This is a genomic window from Acinetobacter sp. ASP199, from assembly GCF_022700675.1.
In the GTDB taxonomy this organism is placed as follows: domain Bacteria; phylum Pseudomonadota; class Gammaproteobacteria; order Pseudomonadales; family Moraxellaceae; genus Acinetobacter.
Genome location: NZ_CP062182.1, coordinates 1465910 through 1492905 on the forward strand (window position 1 = coordinate 1465910; position 26996 = coordinate 1492905).

A 26996-nucleotide genomic window follows, 5' to 3' on the forward strand; every position below is an offset into this window, starting at 1 on the left:
CCGTTAATTAAGCATCTTAAATTTGCATGGATTTACAGGAATATTCATTTAATGTTTATTTTTGTTTAAAATTGTTATTTTTTGTAGGAAATTGCTTACATGGATTAGAGCAATTACCCTATTTCCTGTCATCTATATTTTTGACATCATATTTCACATAAAGAGTCAGCAAGGAAAGCTGATAATAATCGCATTATAACGATAATAAAGTCGATAAGACAGCGAACTTACCGGGATAGTAAGTGATAAAAGAAGAGACTACAGCCGCTAAGCCTTATAGTTTTGGGAGAGACTATAAGGCTTTTATTTTTCTGAATATTTTCCCAAGTAAAACTATAGCATACTGGTATTTAAGTTTTTGAATATAAACATCAATATCTCTATCCCTTTTCTTGCTGATTAACGGACCTGTTCATCTGGTGACACACGCCAAATCGTATCTCCTACATCATCAGCAACCAATATTGCGCCTGATAAATCTACTGTTACACCCACTGGCCTTCCTAATGCCTCTCCATTTTTGCTTAAAAAGCCTGTCAGGACATCTTGTGGGGTACCGGAAGGCTGACCATTACTAAATGGTACAAAAATTACTTTATAGCCACTATGTGGTTTTCTGTTCCAAGAACCATGCTGACCAATTAGTGCACCACCGCGATATTGAGGCATTAACTCAGCTTTATAAAAACTCAAACCTAATGATGCCGTGTGGTTGCCCAATGCATAATCCGGTTTAATCGCCCGTGCTACCAGTCCGGGATTTTGCGGCTTTACCCGTTTATCTACATGCTGACCATAATAACTATAAGGCCAGCCATAAAAAGCGCCGTCTTTCACTGAGGTCATATAGTCAGGTACCAAATCATTCCCGATTTCATCCCGCTCATTGACTACAGTCCATAATGCTCCACTTTGAGGCTGCCAATCCATGCCATTAGGATTACGTAAGCCAGTTGCAAATGGACGTGCCTTAGAACTGACCATATCAAATTCCATGATCAGAGCTCGTCCTTTTTCTTGGTCTAGGCCATTTTCAGCTACATTGCTGTTGGAGCCAACTGTAATGTAGAGTTTGGTTCCTTCAGGATTGGCAATCACGTTTTTGGTCCAATGATGGTTTAAGGGACCTGCCGGTAAAGCCAATACTTTGCGACCACTTTCTTTAATTTGAGTCATACCTGGCTGATAAGGAAAACCTACTAAAGCATCTGTATTCGCTACATATAGTGTATTTCCAACCAGGGTCATGCCAAATGGTGAGTTTAGATTCTGCAAAAATACTGTTTTCTGATCAGCAACACCGTCATGGTTGTTATCACGAAGTAGACTAATACGGTTAGGACTTGGATGAGAAGATCCTGCCATTTTCATCAACATTTTCATGATTTTACCCTTAATCCCCTGACTATCTTCAGGCTTGGGCGGCGCATCGGTTTCCGCCACCAATACATCTCCATTCGGCAGAACATAGAGCCAACGTGGATGCTGAAGACCTTTGGCAAATGCCTCCACTTTTAAACCCGCAGCCGGTGTAGGCATGGTATTTACTGGCCAACCTTTGGCTGGTGCGATATTAACGACAGGGAACAAACTGGATTTGGGTTCAGGCAGCTCAGGTTGAGGACCATAACTGTCTGTAATTGGAGACTTGGATGATGACGTACATCCAGTGAATACCAATATCATGGCAGCACTGAGGATAGACAGTAAATTTTGAGCAGACATTTGGGTTCCCTGCTTTTTTGTTGTTATCTGCTTATCTTAAAAGTCTGTTCAAATGACAACTATAGGGTTCTTGTTTTATCTGGTTGTTAATTGATTACTGTGATTTTGACATTCAATCTCATGCTCTATTTGAGATAAAAACCCTATCTATTTACCTCTACATTTTTAATTATGGTTTGATCTTTCCTGCTCAAATAAATGGCCAGGCAATACTCAATAAAAATAAGAGCCCTAATATGGCGCAACTCATTTGCCAAAAACGTAAAGGATCACGTTGAATGATTGCGGGTGGTTTAGAATTTAATAATTCTTTGGAAGGATGCATGAGATTGTGAATGAGTTCAGACAATGCCTCAAAACGATGTGTCGGTTCGATACTCAGCGCTTGAGCCAGGATTTTATCTAACCATACAGGTAAATCAGGCCGATATTTCCTGATGGAATGATACTGAACTTTTTTAAGTTGCTTTAAGGTCTTACAGCGAGCCAAATCTGTACCATAAGGTAATTGTTTGGTCAGTAAATAATAGATCATCACCGCCAAAGAAAATTGGTCTGAATGCACCGACGGCTGATGATCAATAAAATACTCCGGTGCCATAAATGCCAAAGTACCGAGTGGCCGATTCGCATTTTTGGGGTTAATTTCTACCAGACCTCTTACTGCCGTTGAACCATAATCAATCAGTTTAATTTTTATGGCATTTTCTGCATTCAAAACCATAATGTTTTTGGGTCGTATATCCTGATGCAGCATCTCCAGTCGATGCATTGCATTTAAGGCCAAGACCGTTTGTTGCACAATCGGTAAAATATCATCGAGCTTTAAAGGCTGTTCCTGACGATGCAGCCATTGATCCAGGGTTTCACCCTGCAAATATTCATAACATTGGAATAAATATTTTTTCTCATTGTTATGTGCATAACACTGCATCAGGTTGTCATGTTTCAGGCGTTTTGATACCCAATCTTCGAGTTGAAACTGCTCTACGGCATTTTCATCTTGCTGTAAATCTACCCCCAAAGTTTTTATGACCAAAGGCTGCTGCTGAGTATCGTGTGCCAAATACAGGCAACTGCGATGATTCTGGTGCAAAATTTTATCAATCTCATAGCCTTCAAAAACTTCACCTTTACTGAGCTGTTGTGGAAATACATAATCCTGCTGAATATAAAACTGATCCAGTTCAGGTACTTGCTCTATACGGAGTATCTGAAGGCTTAAGTTATCATCACTGCCCTGTTTTAAAGCTTTTTCAACGAATGCTTGGGCAATTTGATTTAAATCCCCATCTGCTAAAGTTAAATCTAATAATTGTTGGTCTGTAACAAATTCATAGACCCCATCGGTCATGAGTAAAAAAATATCTTTTTCTTTTAAATCAATATGTCGATAATCAATTTCAATACGATAATCCGCACCTAAGGCACGGCTCAGATAATGCTCTCTTGAAGATAACCAAACCCGATGATCATGGGTCAGTAATTCAATTTCATTATCACGAATGCGGTAAATACGACTATCACCCACATGGAAAATATGGGCTTGTTGCTGTTTTAAAACCAGTGCAGATAAGGTACAGACATAACCTCGGTCTCTATCAAAACGTCCCTGACTTTGTTGCGTCTGTGCATAGAGCCATGAATTGGTCGAACGGATCACCCGTTCTGCTGAAGTCTGTGTGCTCCACGCATCTGAAGTAGAGTAATAGTCAGATAAAAAACTGCCAACGGCGGTTTCTGCTGCAAGATGACTGACATTACTGCTACCGATCCCATCAGCAATAACGCAGGCAATCCCTTTCTGTTTCAGTACATGCTCTTCAGGCAGATATACCCCATAGAAATCCTGGTTTTGTTGTTTAATACCCGCAGTAGAATATTGCCCAATAGTGACTTTTAATGTTTTTTTCATGCTGAAAGCTCAAAAAGGGATCTAAATGATCCCTTTATAAAATGGTGAATTTTAAAATTCTTTTTTTGCACCAGTACGAACATGGGTTGTGTAGAGCGCTAGACCAGTTAAAGATAAACCACCAACCAAGTTACCCAAAGCTACTGGCAATTCATTCCATAAGAAGTAGTCAGCAATCGAGAAGTCACCGCCCATCATCATGGCAAATGGGAACAGGAACATATTCACGACAGAGTGTTCAAAGCCCATGGCAAAGAACAGCATAATTGGCATCCACATGGCAATAAATTTGCCACTCACCGTAGTAGACATCATCGCGCCAATGACACCTAAAGACACCATCCAGTTACACAGCATGCCACGGATAAAAATAGTCATCCAGCCGGCGAATCCGTATTCGGCATAACCTAATGTCCGCTCCTCACCAATATGCGCAATTTTCACGCCGACAGGGTTAGGATCTGCTGCAAACCCCATTGTGTAAACTGCTGCCATGAGCACCGCAACCACTAAACAGCCTGTAAAGTTCCCTACAAAAACCAATCCCCAGTTTTTTAGAATACGTGCCCATGTCACTCCTGGACGTTTATCTAGCCATGCCAATGGTGTAAGCACAAATACACCTGTCAGCAAGTCATAACCCAATAAATACAGCATACAAAAGCCAACTGGAAACAGAAGTGCACCAATCAGTGGCGATCCTGTTTGCACGGCTATGGTAATGGCAAAGACCGCTGCCAGTGCCAAAATCGCACCTGCCATAAAGGAGCGAATCAAAACATCACGGGTTGCCATATGAAGTTTGGATTCACCCGCATCTACCACTTTTTTTGCAAACTCTGCAGGAGCAAGATATGCCATGTTGTCATCCTCATTTTTAATATCTGGACCTGTTTACAAACAAAAAACGCCTAAGATCTTTTAGAAGACCTTAGGCGTCATTGCCTTAAATATTAGCACAGGTAATTTGTGTTATGGCGCCATTGCCATGTTTGATATAAATAAAGCAAAACCTGTGCCATAAATAATTTAAAAATCCTTCAATTTTTTATTCTCTATTTAAACTCATTTCACAAATATGATTGGCATGAAAACTGCAAACATGAAAATTCACAAATGTATTTTTAAGAATAATCTGGAGATTTTTATGATTACCCATCGTCAACAAGTAACTGACATGATCATTTCAGCGAAAGTTTTAAAGTCAATTAAATGGGCAGATGTCGCCAAGGAAATTGGTCTTTCTAAAGAATGGGTAACGGCTGCATGCTTGGGACAAATGGCATTTAATAAAGAACAGGCAGAGAAAATTGGTCAGATTTTTGACCTGAGTGATGAGGCAGTCGCATGGCTGCAAATTGTACCTTACAAAGGCTCTTTGCCAACCAGTGTGCCTACTGACCCTTTAATTTACCGTTGGTATGAAGTTGTGAATGTATATGGATCGACGATTAAAGAGCTTATTCATGAAGAATTTGGTGATGGGATTATGAGTGCGATCGACTTTAGCATGGATATTCAACGTGAGGAAAATCCAAATGGTGACCGTGTAAATGTCGTATTGTCTGGCAAGTTCTTGCCTTATAAAACCTATTAATTAAGTACTGAACAAAGCCATCGATTTGATGGCATTTTATTTCTTTGTCAGGAGATCTTCCACACTGCTCTTGTACTTATTTAATTTTGACTATACATAACTGATGGGTGTAGGACGAACCGATATCGATATAATGACAATTATCAATTTGAGTAGGTCTTTTCACAATGCTATGCCCTAAATAGATTTCATCAATATTTTTGACTGTTCCATAACGGTGGGAGTGATGCCGGATACGGCCTCTTCCCCATAAAGCATTGGTATAAGCTGAAGTTAAGCCCGGAATTTTTCTTTCACCTTTCGCTATTTTTGCCTTAAATATTTCCCAATCCTGAATATCAATATCCGCGTGTAGAATGCCAATCTTCTTATTTTCTAATTGGACTTCGATGACTAATGGAAGCTCAGAGAAAATTTCGCTGAGTTCATCCTGTTTTTCTGTAGACAAGAGATAAAACCATTCTCCCCCATTTCTTGCATGCATCTCCTGAATCCAGACATCCTGTCTCCCCTTGATACACATTTCTTCATGGTTACCACGAACGCTGGAGAACCACGTCTGATCTAATAAAGAAACACATTCCAGGTTTTCATTTCCCCGATCAACCAGATCACCAGTACAAATCAGCAAATCATGTTCAAAATCAAAATTAATTTTTTCTAATTCTTGGGTTAGCAGGCTATAGCAGCCATGAAGATCCCCGACCACATAGATGGCAGCATAATCTTTCCCTTCAATAGTTCTGGTAAGTGCTGGCATGGTACTTGTATCTTCTATATCACGATGATGTTACTGGTTTGAATATGGGATAGAACTGCCGCCATAATCATTTTTAATATAGCATCTATAAGGTGTCTATGAGTTTAGAGTTTTTGCGGCTTGAATTGGAATATAAGAGACTCTGATCCTGGCTAGAATATTGTCAATCTTTGAGTTTAGACAATTGATCAGAGTCTTTCTTGAATTACTCGTACTTTAAGAGCAATGATGAAAAGTGTTAATCATAATATATCTCTCTTTTCTTGGAGAACCGCTCTAGTTGTTTCAGGAATCCTTCAAAATAATCTTTCAGTTTTTCTTCACTGCGATAGCCTGCAAATAAAGTACGGCGTAACCCTTCAGGTGCGACACAATCCAGACGGCGTGAGCTTACCCAACCTTTCTGTTCATATTCATTCACGACCCAGTCTGGTAATGCTGCAATGCCGCGTCCACTTGCCACTAGCTGGATCAACATCTGGGTTAAATCAGTCGTCCGAATCTGTTTCGGTAATATATTGGCTGGAATAAACAGGCCTGACATGATGTCCAGGCGATGTTTATCCACTGGATACGTCACCAGCGGTTCTTCTGCCAGTTGCTGTACACTAATCTCTTTGGCACGTACTAATGGATGAGTATTGGAAAGTACCAAACGTGATTCATATTCAAAAATTGGGAAATACTCTATCCCTTTTAAGGCAATCGGATCGGCAGTAATCAGCAAGTCAAATTCGCCAGTTTGTAACAGCTCATGTGGATTGGCTTCAAAGCCTGAGGCAAAATCTAAATCTACATCTGGATATTGGATACGATACTGATTGAGCAAAGGCATCAGCCAGTCAAAACAGCTATGGCATTCAGAGGAGAAAATAATACGCCCCGTCTGTCCATGTACGATGCGGGTAATATCACTTTGGGCAATCTGTACCTGAGGCAATATTTCATCTGCCAGTTTAAGTAATCGCTGCCCCACATTGGAAAAGCTTACAGGCCGACTACGACGATTCACCACCTCTATACCAAACCATTGATCAATCTCACGTAATTGATGAGATAAAGCGGAAGGCGTAAGACACAGGTCTCCTGCAGCAGCGACCAATGAACCATGTTCTCGTAAAGCAACTAAAGTTTTTAAATGACGAAGTTCTAACATGTATTCCTGCAAAATTTTCATACAACATTTTCAATATGCTGATCATAAAGCATAAAATCCTTATCTGTTAGTTTTTTTCAGTTTTAAATGATAATGATGATATTTATTCAACTTATGTTATTGGATACTAATATTTCCAGAGATAACCTGACTTATATTTTAAAGATCGATTTTCGAAATAAGAATTTTTAATGGTGAGGCTTTGCCTTAATACAAGAAAACCCAAAATACTGACAATGCTCCTTGTCTATTATAAAAATTCTTATACAAAACTATGCTTATTCATATCTTGATAGATTTTAGAAATTTCTGATTGAGAAAAAATTTTATAGAAATGTGATTTTCAAGACATTTTTACAAGATATTGCAACGTTACAGTAGATAGGTGAAATGTATTATTCATTATAGGAATAAGCAGATCACAGATCTTGACATGTTATAAAAATAATCAATGCATCAAGAGACTGTAATTTATTACACCCTAACAATGAAAACTACAAATGCTGTTCTAGATTCTATTTATACCGAGATAGCGAAAAAGCTGGATCGGAGACCTAAATATAATTCCTTACCCTGTATTTTATTTTTAGACATTGACGGTACACTTTCAGAATTTCATCCAGATCCTGAACAGAGTTTTATCCCTTCTTCTACCCTAAATAATATTGCACAAATCCAGCAATTTTTACCCTTATATCTCGTTACTGGTCGTTCTATTGATCAAGCCCAACGACTGATTAAGCCTTATCACTGGAATATTGTCGGGTCACATGGCATAGAGCTGCTACAGCAAGATGGTATAGGTCAAAAACTTGTTTATATCAATCACAAAGAACTCGAACAACTCAAATCTAGTGTGCTTGAGCAGCAGAATAAATGGCAGCCGATTCGGGTAGAACACAAAACCCATTCAGTTGCCCTACATTTCCGTGAACATCCTGAATATGCAGATCAGGCCAAAGCCATTATTGATCATTATCTTAAACAATTTTCAGGTTTTGAATTAAAAAGCGGCAAATGTGTCTATGAACTGGTTCCCCACGGTTGCAATAAAGGTGCGGCAATCCAGCATATTTTAGAGGATCTTGAAGCTGAGCAGTTTTACCCCATTTTCATTGGGGACGATTTAACGGATGAAGCTGGTTTTCACATCATTAATGACTATGGAGGTATGTCAATCAAAGTTGGCCCAGGAGAAAGCGCAGCCAAAGCTCGTTTAGACGACGTGGCAAATGTCGGTTTTTTCTTACATGAATTTTTAACATCATTAAAAGCGTTAAAACAAGAAATGAAAGGAGAAAAAACGTGTCCCGACTCATTGTATTATCCAACCGTGTAACATTACCGAACCCGAATGCCACTCAGGCAGGTGGTCTTGCGGTTGCTCTGGAAGATGCCCTGAATGGTATAGGCGGCATCTGGATGGGATGGAATGGCAAAAAGACGGCGTATAGGCAGAATTCCTTTGACGTCCTGAAAGATCAGCAGATTGAATATCATACCTGTAGTTTCTCTGAAGCTGAATATCAGGGTTTTTACTGTGGTTTTGCGAATGGTGCACTATGGCCGCTAATGCATGACCAGAATCAATATATTGATTACTCAGATCAGGATTACCGGATCTATCAGGATGTCAATTTCAAGTTTGCCCGTCAGTTGCAGAAAATTATCCAACCGGGTGACATGATCTGGGTGCATGACTATCATTTCTTAAGTGTTGCACATTACTGCCGTCAGCTGGGCATGCGCAATCGTATCGGTTTCTTCCTACATATTCCATTTCCAGAGACACAAAAATGGCAAGATCTAGCCTGCAGCCAGCATCTTGCAGCGCATCTGGCACAGTACGACCTGCTTGGCATGCAAACGCAGCAGGATCAAAGAAACTGTTATAATTTCCTGAAAACTACCCTGTCTCTAACTGCACATACCAACAATATTCTGTGTAATGGACAGCGTCAGGTAGAAATAAAGGCTTATCCGATCAGTGTGCACCCTACTGCAATCCAGCGTCGTGCAGGACAGCTCACTGAAACCGAACTGCCATTTGATTTTAGTTCATCACCTGATGTTAAACACATCATTTCAGTAGATCGAATTGACTATAGCAAAGGCTTATTGCAGAAAGTAAATGTACTGCGTCAGTGTTTCCAGGAAACACCCGAAATGCTTTCAAAGATACGCCAGTTCCAGATTGCCTGTCCTTGCCGACTGGAAGTTCCCACCTACGCCAATCTGTATCGGGATTTAAAACAAGGTGTTGACCAACTCAATCAGGATTTCTTGAATACAGATCAGCCTGTATTTGACTGTCATTATGATGCTTTAGGCCATCATACCTTGATGCGTTTATATCGCAAGTCGGAAATCTGCTGGGTCAATTCGGTACGTGATGGCATGAATCTGGTAGCGAAGGAATATATTGCTGCTCAAGATCCAGAAAATCCGGGCATTTTGATTCTGTCCAAATATGCGGGTGCTGCTGAGCAGATGCGTGAAGCTTTACTGGTCGATCCTTATGATAACAACAGCATGATCAAAGCCTTAAAGCTGGCAGTGAAAATGCCGAAGTCTGAACGTATTGCACGTTATCAGGCGCTATTTAAAGGACTGATGAATTATGACATTGTGCATTGGCGTGACTGTTTCTTAAAAGATCTGAAACACGTAAGTAGCCAGTATATTTACCAGCCACTGAGTAAGTCACCCTCTCATGATCTTTATTTACAGCATTAAATTGCTTTGAGTTAAACAAAAACACCAGCTTTATGCTGGTGTTTGTTTTTCTGCTTCTGCCACAGTTGCGGGAGCAGAAGTCAGCTGGTTCAGTACAGTAATGCTGATCAGGCCAACTGCAATGATAAAGAATACCTGGCTTAGACCCATGATCTCGCTTCCGAATCCCACCAATGCTGGCCCAAGCAAAGAACCGGTATAAGCAAATACAGAAACATAAGATAAAGCAATATGTTTTGGTAATTCAGTTTGACGACCGGCACGTGAGAACATCAATGGCACGATATTCGCACTACCTAAACCCAGGATCGCATAGCCAATCAAAGCCACATACCACACCGGTGCGAATACCACAGTCAGAAGACCCAAACCAGCCAAAGCTGCACTGTACAGAATCGTGTTCTTTTCACCAAAGAAGCGAATGATCAGGTGACCACTTAAACGTCCTGCAACCATCAATGCAGCAAAGCAACTGTAAGCTAAACCAGCCTGAGATGCTTGAACTTTAAATTGAGTATTCAGGTAAATACCACTCCAGTCCATCGCTGCACCTTCAGACAGGAACGCGATAAAACAGATCAAGCCCATGCAAAGAATCGCAAATGTCGGACGAGGTTTTTGGGCAGCTTTCTGGGTACTATCTTCAGATGCTGCTGTTTCAGCTGCAGCTTCTGCTTTTAGACAGAATGGCACAGCAAGCAGCATGATCAGTAAAATGCTCATACTGATCACCAGCACACTTACAGGAAGTGCAAGACCAAATGCCAGCATACTGGTCATACCTAATACACCTGCCAAACCACCCAGACTACATACGCCGTGGAACAGTGACATCATGCTTTTACGTTGCTGACTTTCCAGTTTAATTGCCTGAAGATTAACCGATACGCCGAGTGCGCCAGCGCTAGCACCGAAGCAGAATAAAGCTGCTGCCAATAGCAATTTAGTCGGGCTAAATGCCAATGCAGGCAGAATCACAACAAATGCAGCCAGTACCGTAGCAATAACAGAACGACAGCCGTAACGATGCGCCATACGACCTGCCAATGGCATGGCGATCATTGAACCTACACCAGCTGCAAGCAGTAATACACCAAAATCTGAATGGCTTAAATTCAGGCGCTGTTGCACCAGTGGAATCAACGGTGCCCAGGCAGCAGTACTAAAACCTAGAGCGAAAAAACATAGTGCAGTGGCTATACGTTGCCAATGACTACGTGGAAGCGCACGAAGAGAAGCAGGTAATAACGGAGCGTACATAGTAAGAACCAGTATAAAATTCGGTGCGGTATCTCAAACCGTTGATCCATAGAAAAACCCCGTGAACTTATACTTGAAATGTATTAGTACACAGGGCTAAATTTGGATGAATTATAGGCAGTTTTATTTTAAATGGAATAGGTTTTAATCAAAAAAATCGGCCAAATTGTTAAGCCTATGATTCGTTAAAAAATATAGTTTCAAAAAGTTTCAAATAATTTTTCTCAGGCATTTTGTAGCTGATTTGTTATCCTGATTTTGTCGTTCAATGCTCCATAGAAACTGTGAAAATCCTTCACGGACACGCGAAATCAGGCGACTGCTGGTTGCCACTCTCAACTGGTTAGACCAGGTAATATGCAGACCCATTTTCTCCGCGCGTTTAACCAGATCTACATCTTCATGACATGGCATAGGCTTAAAGCCTCCGAGAACCTGATAACTCGATGCTCTAAAACAAAGGTTGGCACCATGAATATGCCGATGTCCCATACGATCCTGATAATGGTGTAGATAATTTGTTTGAGTAGCTAGACTTAAGTGATCCCATTGCGCAATTTCAACCACTCCGCAGATCACATGTGTAGGCTGATGCAGCAGCATGCTCTTAAACCAGTCTGCATGTACTCTGGAATCTGCATCCGTACAGCAAATCCAGTCACAGCCTTGTTGGATCAAATGCTGTATACCAAGATCACGGGTTTTTCCCACACAACGATAATTACAACTTATGGCTAAAACATTATAAGTGTTTAACTTTTCTGCCGTAGCATCAGTACAACTGTCCATCACGACGAGAATTTGAATTTGTATGCCATGACTTTGCGGCATGTCCTGATAAAATTTTTGCCGTGCCTGTTCCAGTGCTCTTAGACAATTTGCAATTTCTTCTTCTTCGTTACAGGCAGGAATGACGACACCGATTTTTTTCATAATAGTCCTTCCTGTACGGCGATCGAATCTGCGTCATGTGTCCAGACATCCAGAAAAAAGTCAGCATCCTGTAACTGTGTATGGTGATAATAATGCAATTGCTGTTTTAACAGCTGATGGACCTGTTCCCCATTCAGAGTAAAGCCTTCTATTGCATGCCGCCAGTGGCAAGCCACAATACAGCCTTGTGGGCTGAGATGGGTATTCATCCATTCAATCAGTTGCAGCAGAATATTTTCTTCAAGGTAATACAGTATTTCACTGGCAACAATCAGATCAAACTGCTGTATTGGCAAATCCAGTGGCACAATCCCCTGCACCACTTTGACATGATCATGGATCAGGCGCTGATTCGCTAGCTGTATGGCAGTCGGATTGGCATCCATACACAGTAAAGCTTCGCATCGTTCAGCCAGCTCGGCGCTCAGCACCCCATTACTACAACCAATTTCAATACCATTTTTAAATGTTTGATACGGCAGCGCAGCTAAGGTCATGTCACGTTTACGCTTCTCATACCAGCGCTGTTCATACTGCCAGGGATCACCATTATTCATGCTATACAGTTTAGCGAAGTAGTCATGGTTATAGATGGCCTTCGTCATCAATATAGACCTCCCATGGCTGTAAAAGACGCATTAATGCATTGCTTGATACGATTGGAGCTTTACCAGTACTAGGGTCAGGCTCAAGCTGGCTTTTAAAACCTTGCATGGCTTTTGTCTTACGCGCTAACTGCTTTGGATTAAGTTCAAGTTTGAGGGCTTTATGCCAAGGGATACGTGCATCCCCAGGACTGGCCCAATGCCAGGCCCAGATCAAGACCTGTAAACATTTTAAAGAAAGCATTGCTGCAAGCTGTTTACACATACCTGACCTGTAATTTCATGGTCAGGATGTCCGTCATGCTCAAAGGTGGTTACCAGCATATCATTGGCTTGCAAATACGGTTTTAAAGCAGCTGCCAACTGCTCACGTTGTTGCGCTACTTCACCATCCTGGATATTCAGAGCAATACGCGGTATGGATTGCTTCAGATCGAGAACGCCCAAAGCATTCATGGTTTCCCGAGGTCTGATATGATCCAGCTGTTCTGGTGTATAAAGGCTGGAGTCAGGATGACTGGCTGTACCATTCGTTACTGCAAACAGGACAATCTCATAACCTGCTAGGTCCAGCTGCTGAATCAGTCCGCCACAGCCAAGAATTTCATCATCTGGATGTGGTGCGACAATACAAATACGACTATTGAGAGGAAATGTTTTACTCAGTTCAAGCGCTTTTAAATGATGGAGGTGCTGACTCTGTTGCCATACTTCTAGCGCAGTTCCTTCACCCTGAATAATACGGTCTTCAACGATTTGATGCTTTAAAGTGCCCATGCCTGTTCATCCTCCAGCGTCAGTTGACCTATACACTGCAAATCAAATGCTGCATGGCTTTGCCGAATAAATACCGGCAGATCGGCTGCACAGCGGGCAAAATCCGCCTGCTGGCAATAAGGTGCTGCACCCAAGGCTTTGCCACAAAGTTCCAGTACTACTAGTGCGGTGTCTTCGACTTGGGCACGTAAAGCCCGGATCATCAATTCATGATTGTGCCTAGGGGCGGCATCAATCAGTTTGGCAGTTTCATAAAATAGTGCACGAGTTGCATACAGCTTGCTACTGAGCTCACCCAGATACATTTCTCTAAATGGATTAGTTTTATGCTGCATGGCATGTTTTAAAAAACGGGCCAGCTTGAGCGTTGCACCAAACCAGCAGGCAGCGACACCAGCCGCACCATGCCAGAATCCATGACGATCCAGATAATAATTTGGCTTGCTGATGATTTTGGCTTTGACCTGATTGAAGCTAACCTCAGCCGTGCGTGTATATTGCATTCCCACGGCGTTCCAGGCACTGGTATTGATCTGAATCCCATCCTGGGTCATATCTACCAGCAACAGTTGCGAGCGTTCTTCTTCATCCCTATAGGTCAATAAAGCCTGCTGCACCTGACCGGCGGCTGAACACCATGGTTTAATTCCTGAAAGCAGACCATCTTCCAGCTGTAAAGGTTCAGGACCGCCCTCTGCTGCCCAGATCGCAGTCAATCCAACAATCTGCTCAGGATCTGCATGTAGTTCATGGAGTATTGCCAGTACATCCAGATGCGATTCATATAGCTTGGCCAGACTCAGATCTATGGCGGCAACCTGACTCAGGATTTGCCAGCGTTTTAAGGTCTGTCCTTCACCCGGGTAAGGCACCTCAAGACTGTGTTGAATCAGCTGATGCATAGCGTGATCAACCTGCTGCTCGGGATCAGTCGAAGAAGAATCAAATTCTACTTTTAATTGTTCGATCAGCTGCTTGAGGTACATTCATCTTCCTCATTCAATATCATTACGATTGTTTTATCGGGTGGTCAAATTTGAATAGCGAATTAAGTATTTGACTATTCATTATGTAAATCACTGTTTTATGAATTATTTTATGCCCAGTATTGGCATGAGATACTGTAGTTTTTTGTCAGGAATTTGTCTGCTTTGTAAATCTTAAGTATTGAAAGCGATAAAAAAAACCGCCTATCTTGAGGCGGTTTTTTTGATTCATCTATCTATGGATTACTGTTGAGCCACAAACTTGGCGCGTGCTGCATGTAGTTTCTTATAGCTGTCGATCAGGCGCAAATGACGATCCAGCCCTTCTAGCTGCATATTGGTTTCGGCCAGGCCATGGAAACGAACCGTTCCTTCGATTGAACCTAAAACGGCGTCCATACGATCATCACCAAACATACGGCGGAAGTTGTGTTCATAATCTTCCAGTTCCATGTCATCATCCAGAATAACTTCCAGAACGACATTCATGCACTGGTAGAACAGACCACGTTCAACGGTATTGGTATTGAACTGCAGGAACTGCTCAACCAGATCTTTGGCTTCTTCAAATTGCTGCAAAGCCACATAAATCAGCAGTTTTAGCTCCAGAATAGTGAGTTGGCCCCATTCAGTATTTTCATCGAACTCAATACCGATTAAGGTTTTGATCTCGGTATAGTCATCCTCATCTGCTTCTTCCAGACGCTCAACCAGTGCTTCCAGTTGTTCATCATCCAGACGGTGCAGATTCAGGATATCTTCACGGTATAAAAGTGCCTTGTTGGTATTGTCCCAAACCAGATCTTCTACCAGATAAATTTCTGAATAGCCCGGTACCAGAATACGGCAAGCTGTGGCGCCTAGGTGCTGGTAGACTGCCATATAAACTTCATGGCCCATGTCTTCCAGAATTGTGAATAATTCCTGAGCTTCATCCGCATTCGAGTTTTGACCGTTATTAGTGAAATCCCACTCGACAAAATCATAATCTGATTTCGCGCTGAAGAAACGCCAAGACACCACACCACTAGAGTCAATAAAGTGCTCAACAAAGTTATTCGGTTCAGTTACTGCATTGCTGCTAAAGGTTGGTTTTGGCAGATCATTCAGACCTTCAAAACTACGGCCTTGTAACAACTCAGTCAAACTACGCTCTAATGCCACTTCAAAGTTTGGATGGGCACCAAATGAGGCAAATACACCGCCGGTACGTGGGTTCATCAGAGTGACACACATGACCGGGAACTGACCGCCTAAAGAAGCATCTTTGACCAGAACCGGGAAGCCCTGTTCTTCCAGACCTTTAATGCCTTCAACAATTTTTGGATATTTTGCCAGAACATGCTCAGGCACATCCGGAAGTGTGAGTTCACCTTCCAGAATTTCACGTTTTACCGCACGTTCGAAAATTTCAGACAGACATTGTACTTGAGCTTCAGCCAGCGTATTCCCGGCGCTCATCCCGTTACTTAAGTAAAGGTTCTCAATCAGATTCGACGGGAAATAAACGGTTTCACCATCAGACTGACGTACAAATGGCAATGAGCAGATGCCACGAGCCTTGTTCCCCGAGTTAGTATCATAAAGATGGGTACCCAATAACTCATCTTCAGGATCATAAATTTCACGGGTATGTTCATCTAAAACTTCTGCGGGTAATTCGCCATTCGAACCTGGCTGGAACCATTTCTCATCTGGATAATGCACAAATTCGGCATTGGCAATGTCTTCACCCCAGAACTGATCATTATAGAAGAAGTTGCAGTTCAGACGTTCAATAAATTCACCCAAGGCAGATGCCAGCGCACTTTCCTTGGTGGAACCTTTACCATTGGTAAAACACATTGGCGACTGCGCATCACGGATATGTAGTGACCACACATTCGGCACTATATTACGCCAAGACGCGATTTCAATCTTCATGCCAAGGCCTGCCAAAATTGCAGACATATTGGCAATGGTTTCTTCTAGTGGAAGGTCTTTACCTGGAATAAAGGTACTGTTTTCAGAAGCCAGACTCGGCATTAATAAGGCTTGAGCATCTGCATCAATGCTTTCCACTTCTTCAATGACAAATTCAGGACCGGTTTGAATGACTTTCTTGACGGTACAACGGTCAATCGAACGTAAAATCCCTTGGCGATCTTTTTCAGAAATATCAGCCGGCAGTTCCACCTGAATTTTAAAAATCTGTTTATAGCGGTTTTCAGGATCAACAATATTATTTTGCGAAAGGCGGATATTATCAGTCGGAATATCACGTGCTGCACAATATACTTTGACAAAGTAAGCTGCACAAAGCGCCGATGAGGCCAGAAAATAATCGAATGGGCCGGGAGCGGAACCATCGCCTTTATAGCGAATCGGTTGATCGGCAATTACCGTGAAGTCATCAAATTTGGCTTCTTGGCGGAGATTGTCGAGATAATTGACCTTAATTTCCATGTGGATACCTAAATGTTCTTATGTGCCACATGGACAGATAAGATGCTGAATCTGAATGTACAAGCCGAATCACGCAGGAGAACTTGACTTAAAAATGAATCAGGGTAATGACGTAGCCATGCTGCTACGGCGAACCCTTTAAGGATGGGCGCTATTATAGAGTCATTTGATGAAATTGATAACGTTTGTGAGTTTTTCCGGCATATTTCTCGTAAATGACGCAAACAAAAACAGGATATATTCAGTTTTTATAACCTGTTTTGCTGCATTGTTTCTTCTATTGCTTTGGTGAGTTTTAGCTGAGATTTTTGATCCGGTCAAATTTCGGATAAAACACCTCAGTCAAGACCATACAACTGAACTAATTAAAAATCATAACTTAAACCAAATAAAGCCAGATTGCGCTGCTTTTCACCATAGCGATCATAACCTCCCAGCAGATATTCGCCTGACACACTTAATTGAGGCAAGATGGCATAACTGAGGCCGGCAGATGCATAACGGAAAGCATGCTGTTTTTGGGTATCGCCTAGTTCACCACCTTCATATTTACCGTCGTCATTAAAATAGCTGCCTGCAGCAGTCAGACTGGCATTTACACGATCATTCAATTGATGGTTCAGATTCAGCGTATAAAAGGTATCGCCCTGATTGGCATAGACCACATCATAAAGATAAGTCGATACACTCGCTGCAATACTGGTTTTTTCATCCAGCGTGCGGCTGACATTTAAACCCAGTTCATTACTGGTGGTGTTTTCGCCCCCCGGATAATAGTAGGTGGCATTCCAGAAATTCCAGTCATAATGCTCCGAGCTGTGCGTATAGCCGACCAGAAAATCATGCTCGAATTTGTCTGAACGATGTCCCGAACGCCCTTGCACTTCTGCATAAGAGTATCCCAGCGTAGAACCCCAATATCCGATATAAAAATTGCCATAAGCCAAATTCAATGCAGCCTGTACAGCAAGGTCGTCATTTTCAGGTGCATTGGTTAAACCACGGGAGACATATTTCGAAACTACGCTAATATTTCCACTCGTTTCGATTTTTTTTGTTTCTATATCATCAGCAGAACAGTAAAGACTTGAAACAGCAGTACAGCCGAAGAGCACTGTTTGATTGAATATTTTCATAAAATATAAATTGTATTAAGCACAAGCTAAATAAGACCTAAACCGGTGACGGCCTTATAAAGCTTGAGGTAAAGTAAATTTTGCTGTATTCCTGTTTGCATTCGGCAACAGAAAATTAAGCTATGAGTTAAGCGTGAGATGCCTTGTAGAAAGGTGCAGATGAAGGCGTAAGAGCAGGCTTGCCACGAATATGATCTGCCAGTTTTTCAGCGATCATAATTGTAGTTGCATTGAGGTTACCGGTAATGATCAAAGGCATAATCGAGGCATCAATCACACGCAGACCTTGCATTTCATGTACGCGTCCATAACCATCGACAACCGCCATGTCATCCTCACCCATTTTACAGCTACACGATGGATGATACGCGGTTTCTGCATGATTACGAACAAATTCATCAATTTCAGCATCTGTTTGTAGATGTTTTCCCGGACTGATTTCTTCACCACGATAGGGATCCAATGCTGGCTGATGCATGATTTCCCGGGTAATGCGGATGGCATCGCGGAATTCACGCCAGTCCTGCTCGGTACTCATATAGTTGAACAGAATACTTGGATGCTCAAACGGGTCTTTGGATTTCAGACGAACACGGCCACGCGACGGTGAGCGCATTGAGCCAACATGAGCTTGAAAACCATGCTCGTGAATGGCGTTGGTGCCATTGTAGTTAATCGCAATCGGTAAAAAATGATACTGGATATTCGGCCATTCAAATTCATCTGAAGAGCGAATAAAACCACCTGCTTCAAACTGATTGCTCGCGCCAATGCCCTTACCCAAAAATAACCATTCTGCCCCAATCATCGGCTGGTTATACCACTTGAGTGCCGGATATAAGCTAACCGGTTTTTTGCATTTATATTGCAGGTACATTTCCAGATGGTCTTGCAGGTTTTCACCCACACCCGGTAAATCCTGAACCACAGGAATATCCAGACTTTTTAACAGTTCAGCCGGGCCAACGCCTGAGCGTTGCAGGATTTGCGGTGATGCAATTGCACCAGCACATAACAATACTTCACGATCGGCAAACACCTGAATCGGCTGCAAGGTATTTTGCCCCTCGAAATACTCTACACCTATCGCCTGTTTCTGGTTAAACAAAATTCTATTGGTCATGGCATGGGTAATAATCGTCAGGTTGTCGCGACCTTTGGCCATATCGAGATAACCACGTGCTGTACTGGAACGACGGCCTTGCGGCGTCACAGTTCGATCCATAGGACCGAAGCCTTCCTGTTGGTAACCGTTCAGATCACCGGTACGTGGATAACCGGCCTGTACACCCGCTTCGATCATGGCATGAAACAGTTCATTATTGCCCTGTTTAGGCGTTGCCACCGAAACCGGTCCAGAATCGCCATGATAATCATTGCCACCAATATCACGGCTTTCCGCTTTTTTATAATATGGCAGACAGTCGGCATAGCTCCAGTGTTCAAGCCCCTTCAGGCTGGCCCACTGTTCCAGATCCATAGCATTACCACGGATATAGCACATGCCGTTAATTAACGAAGAACCACCCAAGCCTTTACCACGACCGCATTCCATCCGACGGTTATTCATATGTGGTTCGGGGTCGGTCAGGTAGGCCCAGTTATAACGGCGTCCCTGCAAGGGATAAGCTAAAGCGGCTGGCATCTGGGTTCTAAAATCCAGCCGATGATCCGGACCACCCGCTTCCAGCAACAAGACTTTGATCTCTGGATCTTCCGTTAAACGCGCAGCCAGTACATTACCCGCAGAACCTGCACCAATAATAATATAGTCGTAATTCATTCATCCTCCCCTTATGCGTTAAATACAGATTGGAAAGGACTCAATTCCACCTGAACTGATTTGGTCTGGGTATATTGCTGTAGTGTGACAATACCGTTTTCGCGACCTACACCCGAATGTTTATAGCCACCCACTGGCATTTCTGCCGGTGATTCACCCCAGGTATTGATCCAGCAAATACCGGCTTCGATCTGATGAATGATCCGATGGGCACGAGACAAATTAGGCGTGACTACACCAGCAGCCAGACCATATTCTGTGGCATTGGCACGTTGAATCACTTCTTCTTCCGAGTCATAACTGAGAATGCTCATGACCGGTCCAAAAATTTCATCACGGACAATCGTCATGTCGTCACGGCAATCAGTAAATACCGTGGGTAGCACATAAGCGCCTTGGGCAAATTGCTCATCTTCGGCACGGCCACCACCGCAAAGTAAACGAGCACCCTCTTTTTTGCCCTGTTCGATATAATCCAGCACTTTTTCCATATGAGAGAAGCTGGACACTGGACCAAAATTGGTCTCAAGATCGAGTGGATCTCCCATACGAATATAAGGAATACGCTGCAGAATCTTTTCTTCAAATTCTGCTTTTAAGGCTAAAGGTACAAATACGCGGGTACCATTGGTGCAAACCTGACCGGAACTATAGTAGTTAGCCATCATGGCAATATCTGCTGCCAGATCCAGATCGGCATCTTCGCAGATAATCAGAGGCGATTTTCCACCGAGTTCCATGGTGACTTCTTTCAGACTGGAATTCGCAGCTTGGGCCATGACTTTTTTGCCGGTGGCAACACCACCAGTAAATGAAACTTTGGCTATATCGGGATGCGAGGTCAGATAAGCACCAATTTCACTGCCACCTGTTACCACATTAAATACACCATGCGGAACACCGGCTTCGGTATAAATTTCTGCCAGTTTTAACGCAGTTAAAGGTGTTACTTCACTGGCTTTAAAGATCATGGCATTGCCTGCTGCCAGTGCAGGAGCCGATTTCCATAAGGCAATTTGAATCGGGTAATTCCATGCACCAATTCCGGCCACCACACCCAGAGGTTCACGACGGGTATAAATAAATGATGTTTCTCGTAGTGGAATTTGCTGGCCTTCAAGAACCGGTAGAATTCCCGCATAATATTCGAGTACATCTGCACCTGTCGTAATATCAACAGTCGATGTTTCACTAAAGGCTTTACCGCTGTCCAAGCTTTCTAATTTTGCCAGCTCATCGTTACGCTCGCGTAAAATGGCGACTGCCTTGTTCAAGATGCGCGAGCGTTGAATCGCGGTCATTTCTGCCCAGACTTTTTGTCCTTGCTGTGCCGATTCAACAGCGCGATCGATATCATCTTGTGTACATACCTGCACGTCTGCCAGAACTTCGCCGGTCGCCGGATTAATTGTTTCAAATGTGCTGTTGGATGTAGCATCGACAAATTGTCCGTGGATATAAGGACGTTGCAGATTAAAGTGTGTCAATGGGATTCCCTCGCAGTTGAGTCATTCTTGAGTTGCTGTCGGATATAGTCACTACAAAGTTCTATCGGCATTTCAGGGTCAAGTTCTTCATTGATCAGTGCACCCCTTAACCAGAAGCCATCAATCAGCGCAGCCAGTCCTTGAGCGGCTTTTTCAGCTTGTGCCTTAGGCAGCACTTTCATGAATTCATGCTTGATATTGGAATGCAGCCGGTAATGGTTGACTTGCTGTAAACGGTGTAAATCAGGTTGATGCAGACTGCTGGCCCAAAATGCCAGCCAGACTTTCATGGCCGCTTTATCTGTTTGTGGGGCAGCAAAGTTGCCTCGCACAATGGCCAGTAAACGTTGTTCAGGTGTGCTATCCACTTGGGACTGCATTTCTGCAACAGACTTACCTAATTGCTGCAATAAATAACGCATCGTTGCTTCAATGAGCCCATTTTTACCGCCAAAATAATGACTTATGATGCCGGTTGATACTCCGGCGCGCTGGGCAATCTGACTGATTGAGCTTTCGGCAAAACCCAATTCATTCACGGCAGCTAAGGTGGCATCGATTAATTGCTGGCGACGGATCGGCTGCATACCAACTTTTGGCATAGGACTAACCTGAATAACGAATATAACAGTAGAAAACCATTCTGCTAGATCAATAGCGGAACGATGTAACAATTCATAAACGCTTTTTTAATTGAACGTTCAATTAATAAAAATTATAGTGCTAGCTCACCCTTGATGTACAGCGCAGTTTGTTTTGGATTTGCAAAAGTTTGTAATTCACAAAAACAAGGCAGCTTTACCGCAGGCTCTTGCTTTCAAATCACACTGCACTGTAGATCATCCGGCAACAAAACGATGGTCATGGATTTATGCAAAAGAAAAACGAAGAGGTGCAAGATAGTCTGAATAAAGTGGTCTTTTATTTTTCGGCAACGCTTATTCTGCTGTTTTCTATCATCACCATTTTATTTAATGAACAAGCCAATCAAGTCATTATCAATATCTTAAACTGGGTCAGTCGTACCTTTAGCTGGTATTATCTGCTGGCGGCAACGCTGTATCTGGTTTTTATCGTCTTTATCGCCTGTTCCCGTTATGGCGAGATTAAACTCGGCCCTAAACATTCCAAACCAGAATTTAGCCTGCTGAGTTGGTCGGCGATGCTATTTTCTGCCGGGATCGGGATTGACCTGATGTTTTTCTCGGTGGCGGAACCGCTTTCGCACTATATGAATCCACCCGTAGGCGAAGGCGAAACTTTTGAAGCTGCGCGCCAGTCCATGGTGTGGACCCTGTTTCACTATGGTTTAACCGGCTGGAGTATGTATGCACTGATTGGGGTCGCGCTAGGTTATTTCAGCTATCGCTACAATTTACCGCTCACCATTCGGTCAGCACTCTATCCGATCTTTGGAAAAAGAATTAATGGTCCGATCGGCCATACGGTTGATACAGCTGCGGTACTCGGCACGATTTTCGGGATTGCCACCACCTGCGGGATTGGCGTTGTGCAATTAAATTATGGCCTACATGTGTTGTTTGATTTACCGGAAAATATCTGGATTCAAACTGCACTCATCGCTGTTGCTGTGATTATTACTATTATTTCAGTCACTGCCGGTGTCAATAAAGGCATCCGGTTCCTGTCTGAAATTAATATCTATGTATCAATTGGGCTGCTGCTATTCATTCTGTTTGTAGGCAATACCGAGTTTTTATTAGCCGCCTTGATTCAGAATTTTGGTGACTATATCAGCCAGTTCCCGAAGCTTTCTTTAACCAGTTTTCCTTTTGAACAACCCAAAGAATGGATGAATAGCTGGACCCTGTTCTTCTGGGCATGGTGGATCGCCTGGTCGCCTTTTGTTGGTCTGTTCTTGGCCCGTATTTCCCGTGGTCGTACCATTCGCGAATTTGTCACCGGGACTTTGGTTATTCCTCTGTTATTTACCCTGACCTGGTTGTCTATTTTCGGTAACAGTGCTTTATACAGCGTGATTTTTGATGGTAATACTCAACTTGCTACGACAGTTTTAGAAAATCCGGCACATGGTTTTTATGATTTGCTGGCGCAGTATCCAGGCTTTACCTTTACTGCAGGTGTCGCCACTATTACCGGCTTGCTGTTCTATGTGACCTCAGCGGATTCAGGGGCATTGGTATTGGGAAATTTCACGACTAAATTCACTGATATTGAGCATGATTCACCGCGCTGGCTCAGTGTGTTCTGGGCCATTTCCATCGGTTTACTTACTTTGGCAATGCTCATGGCGAATGGCGTAACAGCCTTACAGAACACCACGATTATTATGGGTCTGCCCTTTAGTTTCGTCATTTTCTTTGTGATGGCGGGACTCTATAAGTCCTTGCGTCTGGAAGATTTTCGTCAGGCCAGTACCAGCCTGAATGCGGCACCTGTGGTCGGTAATGTGGATATCTTGAACTGGAAGAAGCGTCTGAGCCGGGTCATGCTGCATCCAAGCCTGTCCCAGACGCGGACCATGCTGGATAATGTTTGCAAACCAGCCATTGAGGCCGTTGCAACCGAGTTAATTGACAAAGGTATTCAAGTCAATATTCAGGAAAAATCGCTTGAGGAAGAACCTGAACTGTATCACCTGGATCTGACCATTCAGCTCGATGAAGAAGAAAACTTTGTTTATGAAATATGGCCGGTACGCTATGACACGCCAAATTTCAGTTCACGTGGTAAACGAACCAAACGTTATTACTATCGTCTGGAAAGTTATCTGTTTGAAGGCTCTCAGGGCAATGATCTGGTCGGTTATAGCAAGGAACAGGTGATCAATGACATTCTGGATAAATATGAACGCCATATGATGTATCTGCACATTAACCGGATCAGCCCAGGTAAACGTCCGCTGTTTCCGGATCGTAAAATCTAGGATCTCTCAACTACGGAAGGACTGAATGATGTCAGAAAGTTTGAATGCCTTTGCCCTGTTTTTCTCCCTGCTCAATCCCTTTCTGATGAGTATTTACATGCTCGGAATTATCCGTAATTCCGATGCAAAAGTCTTCAATATGGCATTGATTCAGGGCAGTCTGATCAGCTTTATTGTGTTCATCATTTTTGCAAAAACCGGTGAAGCCTTCTTTAATGAAGTCTTGCATGTACGGTTTGAGTCCTTCCAGATTTTTGGCGGTATTATCTTTCTGGTGATTGGCTATCGTTATGTCTTTGAAGGTGCAGATACCATTGGTGTGATGCGTGGAGCACCCAGTCATCTGGCAGGCACGATTGCCATGCCGTTTATGATCGGTCCGGGCACCATTTCGGCATCTGTAATCACCGGTATACAGCTCAGTTTAATGCAAACCATTCTGGTGATTTTCTCGACCCTGTTTCTGACCTGTAGCCTGTTAATTCTAATGAAATATTTACATGATCATTTACAGCATAAATACTCCAACTACATCGATTTATATGTCGATATTGTCGGTCGTGTTGCTGCACTGCTGATTGGGACGATTGCGATTGATATGATTGTCACGGGCGTCAGTGGCATCATGCAGGGTTAATTCAATTATTATAAAAGCCGTCTTAACTGCTTGTTGCGCGTCACCAGCCCTAAGACTTTTCGGCGGGCCATAATATCTTCTTGACTGCATTTCAGCATTTCACTGAGTTGTTCAATAGGTAAATTATTATTTTCAATCAGTATAATGTCCTGCTCACGTGTCCAGTGAGCCGTGAGCAATTTAGCGGTTAATTTCTTGGTATTTACTCTCATTCATTTCAACGCATCATCAAACAATTGATTTCAGTTTAAAACACTATAAATCATATGCTGTTGAAGTCTGGTAAATCCATGTTTATCAAGTTATAGCACCCTTTTCACTGTGCTCAAGGCGTCTTTGGGTTGACTCACTGGACTTTGACTGGTGACGCTGGTTTGCACATTCGATTTGAGTACATAATGGAGCTTACCTTCTGCATCCTTGGTGATCGACTCAATATCAATATTACGTACCAGTTGACCATTAATCAGTAACCTCGTATTCGGATCTTGTTTGATTTCAATCAGATTTTTAGAGCTCAACTGTTCCGTAGTGCTTTTATCATAAAGCGCCATCGGGCTATCCAGATTTTCTTCGGCATATTTTAAACGCTGCTTTAAAGATGGATGCCGTTGCATAAATGCAGGTAATTTGCTTTGTATCGGGTATTCTTTCAGAAAAGTCGGATAGAACTGAGCGAATACTGCAATTCCCTGTTTAGGGTTATATCCTGCTCTTGCCATAAGTTCGAGTCCCAACAAATCTGCTTCTTTCTCCATGCGGCGCTGATAGGTACTACCATACCCATCATGTAATATGCCCGTAATCAGTGCTGAAGTTCCTGCTGTTGCCCAGGCAGTTCCAACTAAAAGTGGACTTACAATATATTTCCAGCTCTGTGTTTCACGCTGGTGCTCACGAATAACATGTGCCATTTCATGCGCCAGAATGTAAGCCAGCGCTTCATCATCCAGCATCGCACGATTTACCATCTTGTAGCTCATAAAAATCATGCCATTAGCCAAGGCACCTGCATTGGATTTGTCTGAATGATAAAGATGAACGCCCCATTTAATTGTCCGATCTGCTGAAATGTAATGATCCGTATAAGGAATCATCCTATTCATAATTTTCGCACAACGTATTTCAGCTTCACTTAAATATTGTTTTTCGCTAAGTCCTGTTTTTTGGGTAAATTTACGTTTTGCCTGCTCAACGACCTGATCTTGAGATAACAACATGAGTTGTTTACGGTCAGCTCCGTGTCCCATATGAGTGGTATTGATACAACCCGTTAGAACCCCAACAGCAATGAGTGCTGAAAATAAATTTTTCATACAAAAAATTACATTTTATTAACATTTGATTGTAGTTTTAGCGGAATTATTTTGAATTGTGAAGCTGTATTTAATAAATGTTTGGTCACTATTCCATTGCTAATCACTTAGAAAATAATTTTTTCAACTAAGCTTCTGAATTAATTATTTTTATATTAAAAATGAGGATTGGTTAAGGTTAAATCAGGATAAGCAGAATTAAAGCAAAGAAATAAGATTAAAAAAAAGTAACAGTACTCATTTCTAACTTAATCCTCCCTTTTATTCATACAAAAGCAATCTGAAAAATCATTCATGCGGATTTCGTGTCTATGAAGTGAATTTGAAACAGTAAATACATATTTAAATTGTATCTCTCTTCAATGGCTTCTATTTTTAAAGAATTAAGATAAACCAAGGAGATCGAGATGAAATTAATAACAGCAATTATTAAACCCTTCAGACTCGATGATGTGCGTGCTGAACTTTCTCATCTGGGTGTTCATGGTTTGACAGTCACTGAGGTAAAAGGTGCCGGACGCCAAAAAGGTCACTCTGAAATGTATCGTGGCGCTGAGTATAGTGCAGAATTCCTTCCGAAAGTAAAAGTAGAAGTTGCTGTCCCGGATAAAAAGGTCGATCAGGTCATCGAAGGTATTATTAAAGCGGCATGTACCGATAAAATTGGTGATGGCAAGATTTTTGTCACTCCGTTAGAACAGGTCGTGCGAATCAGAACCAGCGAAACTGGAGTAGCAGCAATTTAAGCATCTCTTGTAAGAGTAAACATTTATCTCTACTGAAGTGCTGTTTATCAACCTATATAAATGATATTTCGGTAGTGGATCTCTAACT

At 42.4% G+C, this 26996-nt stretch carries 21 protein-coding genes and 2 pseudogenes; 6 read left to right on the top strand and 17 right to left on the bottom strand.

Annotated features, from left to right (window positions below):
• Positions 1-399: 399 nt before the first annotated feature.
• The 3 genes from IHE35_RS06900 to IHE35_RS06910 all read right to left on the bottom strand — a co-directional run bounded on the left by IHE35_RS06900 (position 400) and on the right by IHE35_RS06910 (position 4501).
• Positions 400-1725, bottom strand: a complete 1326-nt coding sequence (locus IHE35_RS06900) for a sorbosone dehydrogenase family protein (RefSeq protein ID WP_242789886.1) — start codon at positions 1723-1725, stop codon at positions 400-402.
• A gap of 190 nt (positions 1726-1915) precedes the next feature.
• Positions 1916-3640: a bifunctional protein-serine/threonine kinase/phosphatase gene (locus IHE35_RS06905; RefSeq protein WP_242789887.1), complete on the bottom strand. Its 1725-nt coding sequence runs from the start codon at positions 3638-3640 to the stop codon at positions 1916-1918.
• Between the two features lie 51 nt (positions 3641-3691).
• On the bottom strand, positions 3692-4501 hold the full coding sequence (locus tag IHE35_RS06910) for a formate/nitrite transporter family protein (RefSeq protein ID WP_242789888.1): 810 nt from the start codon (positions 4499-4501) through the stop codon (positions 3692-3694).
• Positions 4502-4787: 286 nt separating this feature from the next.
• On the opposite strand from IHE35_RS06910, the gene cynS reads away from it, so the two are divergent.
• Positions 4788-5237 (top strand): cyanase, encoded by a 450-nt coding sequence (gene cynS / locus IHE35_RS06915; protein ID WP_099339150.1) that lies wholly within the window; start codon positions 4788-4790, stop codon positions 5235-5237.
• 76 nt (positions 5238-5313) lie between these two features.
• Here cynS and IHE35_RS06920 read toward each other — a convergent pair whose 3' ends face one another.
• Together IHE35_RS06920 and IHE35_RS06925 are read right to left on the bottom strand one after the other, a co-directional pair.
• Entirely contained in the window at positions 5314-5997 is a 684-nt protein-coding gene (locus IHE35_RS06920) for a metallophosphoesterase (protein WP_242789889.1), read from the bottom strand.
• Positions 5998-6235: 238 nt separating this feature from the next.
• Positions 6236-7153: a LysR substrate-binding domain-containing protein gene (locus IHE35_RS06925; protein ID WP_242789890.1), complete on the bottom strand. Its 918-nt coding sequence runs from the start codon at positions 7151-7153 to the stop codon at positions 6236-6238.
• A gap of 487 nt (positions 7154-7640) precedes the next feature.
• Here IHE35_RS06925 and otsB point away from each other — a divergent pair, with 487 nt between their 5' ends.
• Both otsB and IHE35_RS06935 read left to right on the top strand, forming a co-directional pair.
• Positions 7641-8492, top strand: a complete 852-nt coding sequence (otsB, locus tag IHE35_RS06930; protein ID WP_242789891.1) for a trehalose-phosphatase — start codon at positions 7641-7643, stop codon at positions 8490-8492.
• Positions 8459-9889 carry a trehalose-6-phosphate synthase gene (locus IHE35_RS06935; RefSeq protein WP_242789892.1) on the top strand — a complete coding sequence of 477 codons (1431 nt, stop codon included), beginning with the start codon at positions 8459-8461 and terminating at the stop codon, positions 9887-9889. The genes otsB and IHE35_RS06935 overlap by 34 nt, the downstream gene beginning before the upstream one ends.
• A gap of 30 nt (positions 9890-9919) precedes the next feature.
• Here IHE35_RS06935 and IHE35_RS06940 read toward each other — a convergent pair whose 3' ends face one another.
• The 10 genes and pseudogenes from IHE35_RS06940 to betI all read right to left on the bottom strand — a co-directional run bounded on the left by IHE35_RS06940 (position 9920) and on the right by betI (position 21903).
• A complete protein-coding gene (locus IHE35_RS06940) occupies positions 9920-11149 on the bottom strand; it encodes an MFS transporter (protein WP_242789893.1) in 1230 nt (409 codons plus the stop codon).
• A gap of 210 nt (positions 11150-11359) precedes the next feature.
• Positions 11360-12082, bottom strand: coding sequence for a glycosyltransferase (locus IHE35_RS06945; protein WP_242789894.1), 723 nt, complete (start codon positions 12080-12082; stop codon positions 11360-11362).
• A complete protein-coding gene (locus IHE35_RS06950) occupies positions 12079-12687 on the bottom strand; it encodes a class I SAM-dependent methyltransferase (protein WP_242789895.1) in 609 nt (202 codons plus the stop codon). The genes IHE35_RS06945 and IHE35_RS06950 overlap by 4 nt, the downstream gene beginning before the upstream one ends.
• Positions 12668-13464 (bottom strand): annotated as a pseudogene (locus IHE35_RS06955) (PIG-L family deacetylase). Before IHE35_RS06955 ends, IHE35_RS06950 begins: the two are co-directional and overlap by 20 nt.
• A complete protein-coding gene (locus IHE35_RS06960; protein ID WP_242789896.1) occupies positions 13452-14450 on the bottom strand; it encodes an acyl-CoA dehydrogenase in 999 nt (332 codons plus the stop codon). Before IHE35_RS06960 ends, IHE35_RS06955 begins: the two are co-directional and overlap by 13 nt.
• A 243-nt stretch (positions 14451-14693) precedes the next feature.
• The gene (locus IHE35_RS06965) at positions 14694-16895 is read right to left on the bottom strand and encodes an OsmC domain/YcaO domain-containing protein (RefSeq protein ID WP_242789897.1); all 2202 of its coding nucleotides are present in this window, start codon (positions 16893-16895) and stop codon (positions 14694-14696) included.
• 365 nt (positions 16896-17260) lie between these two features.
• Positions 17261-18031: a hypothetical protein gene (locus tag IHE35_RS06970; RefSeq protein ID WP_242789898.1), complete on the bottom strand. Its 771-nt coding sequence runs from the start codon at positions 18029-18031 to the stop codon at positions 17261-17263.
• A 127-nt stretch (positions 18032-18158) separates the two neighbouring features.
• Positions 18159-19814 (bottom strand): choline dehydrogenase, encoded by a 1656-nt coding sequence (gene betA, locus IHE35_RS06975; protein WP_242789899.1) that lies wholly within the window; start codon positions 19812-19814, stop codon positions 18159-18161.
• A gap of 11 nt (positions 19815-19825) precedes the next feature.
• Positions 19826-21301, bottom strand: a complete 1476-nt coding sequence (gene betB, locus IHE35_RS06980; RefSeq protein ID WP_242789900.1) for a betaine-aldehyde dehydrogenase — start codon at positions 21299-21301, stop codon at positions 19826-19828.
• Positions 21298-21903 carry a transcriptional regulator BetI gene (betI, locus tag IHE35_RS06985; protein ID WP_005222098.1) on the bottom strand — a complete coding sequence of 202 codons (606 nt, stop codon included), beginning with the start codon at positions 21901-21903 and terminating at the stop codon, positions 21298-21300. The genes betB and betI overlap by 4 nt, the downstream gene beginning before the upstream one ends.
• A 255-nt stretch (positions 21904-22158) precedes the next feature.
• On the opposite strand from betI, the pseudogene IHE35_RS06990 reads away from it, so the two are divergent.
• A pseudogene (locus IHE35_RS06990) lies at positions 22159-24209 on the top strand (choline transporter).
• A 28-nt stretch (positions 24210-24237) separates the two neighbouring features.
• Positions 24238-24846 (top strand): MarC family protein, encoded by a 609-nt coding sequence (locus tag IHE35_RS06995; protein ID WP_242789971.1) that lies wholly within the window; start codon positions 24238-24240, stop codon positions 24844-24846.
• 8 nt (positions 24847-24854) lie between these two features.
• Here the strand turns inward: IHE35_RS06995 and IHE35_RS07000 are convergent, their stop codons facing one another.
• Together IHE35_RS07000 and IHE35_RS07005 are read right to left on the bottom strand one after the other, a co-directional pair.
• Positions 24855-25058 carry a hypothetical protein gene (locus IHE35_RS07000; RefSeq protein WP_004809384.1) on the bottom strand — a complete coding sequence of 68 codons (204 nt, stop codon included), beginning with the start codon at positions 25056-25058 and terminating at the stop codon, positions 24855-24857.
• A gap of 90 nt (positions 25059-25148) precedes the next feature.
• Positions 25149-26162, bottom strand: coding sequence for a M48 family metallopeptidase (locus IHE35_RS07005; RefSeq protein ID WP_242789901.1), 1014 nt, complete (start codon positions 26160-26162; stop codon positions 25149-25151).
• Positions 26163-26569: 407 nt separating this feature from the next.
• On the opposite strand from IHE35_RS07005, the gene IHE35_RS07010 reads away from it, so the two are divergent.
• Positions 26570-26908 carry a P-II family nitrogen regulator gene (locus IHE35_RS07010; protein ID WP_242789902.1) on the top strand — a complete coding sequence of 113 codons (339 nt, stop codon included), beginning with the start codon at positions 26570-26572 and terminating at the stop codon, positions 26906-26908.
• The last annotated feature ends 88 nt before the right edge of the window (positions 26909-26996 follow it).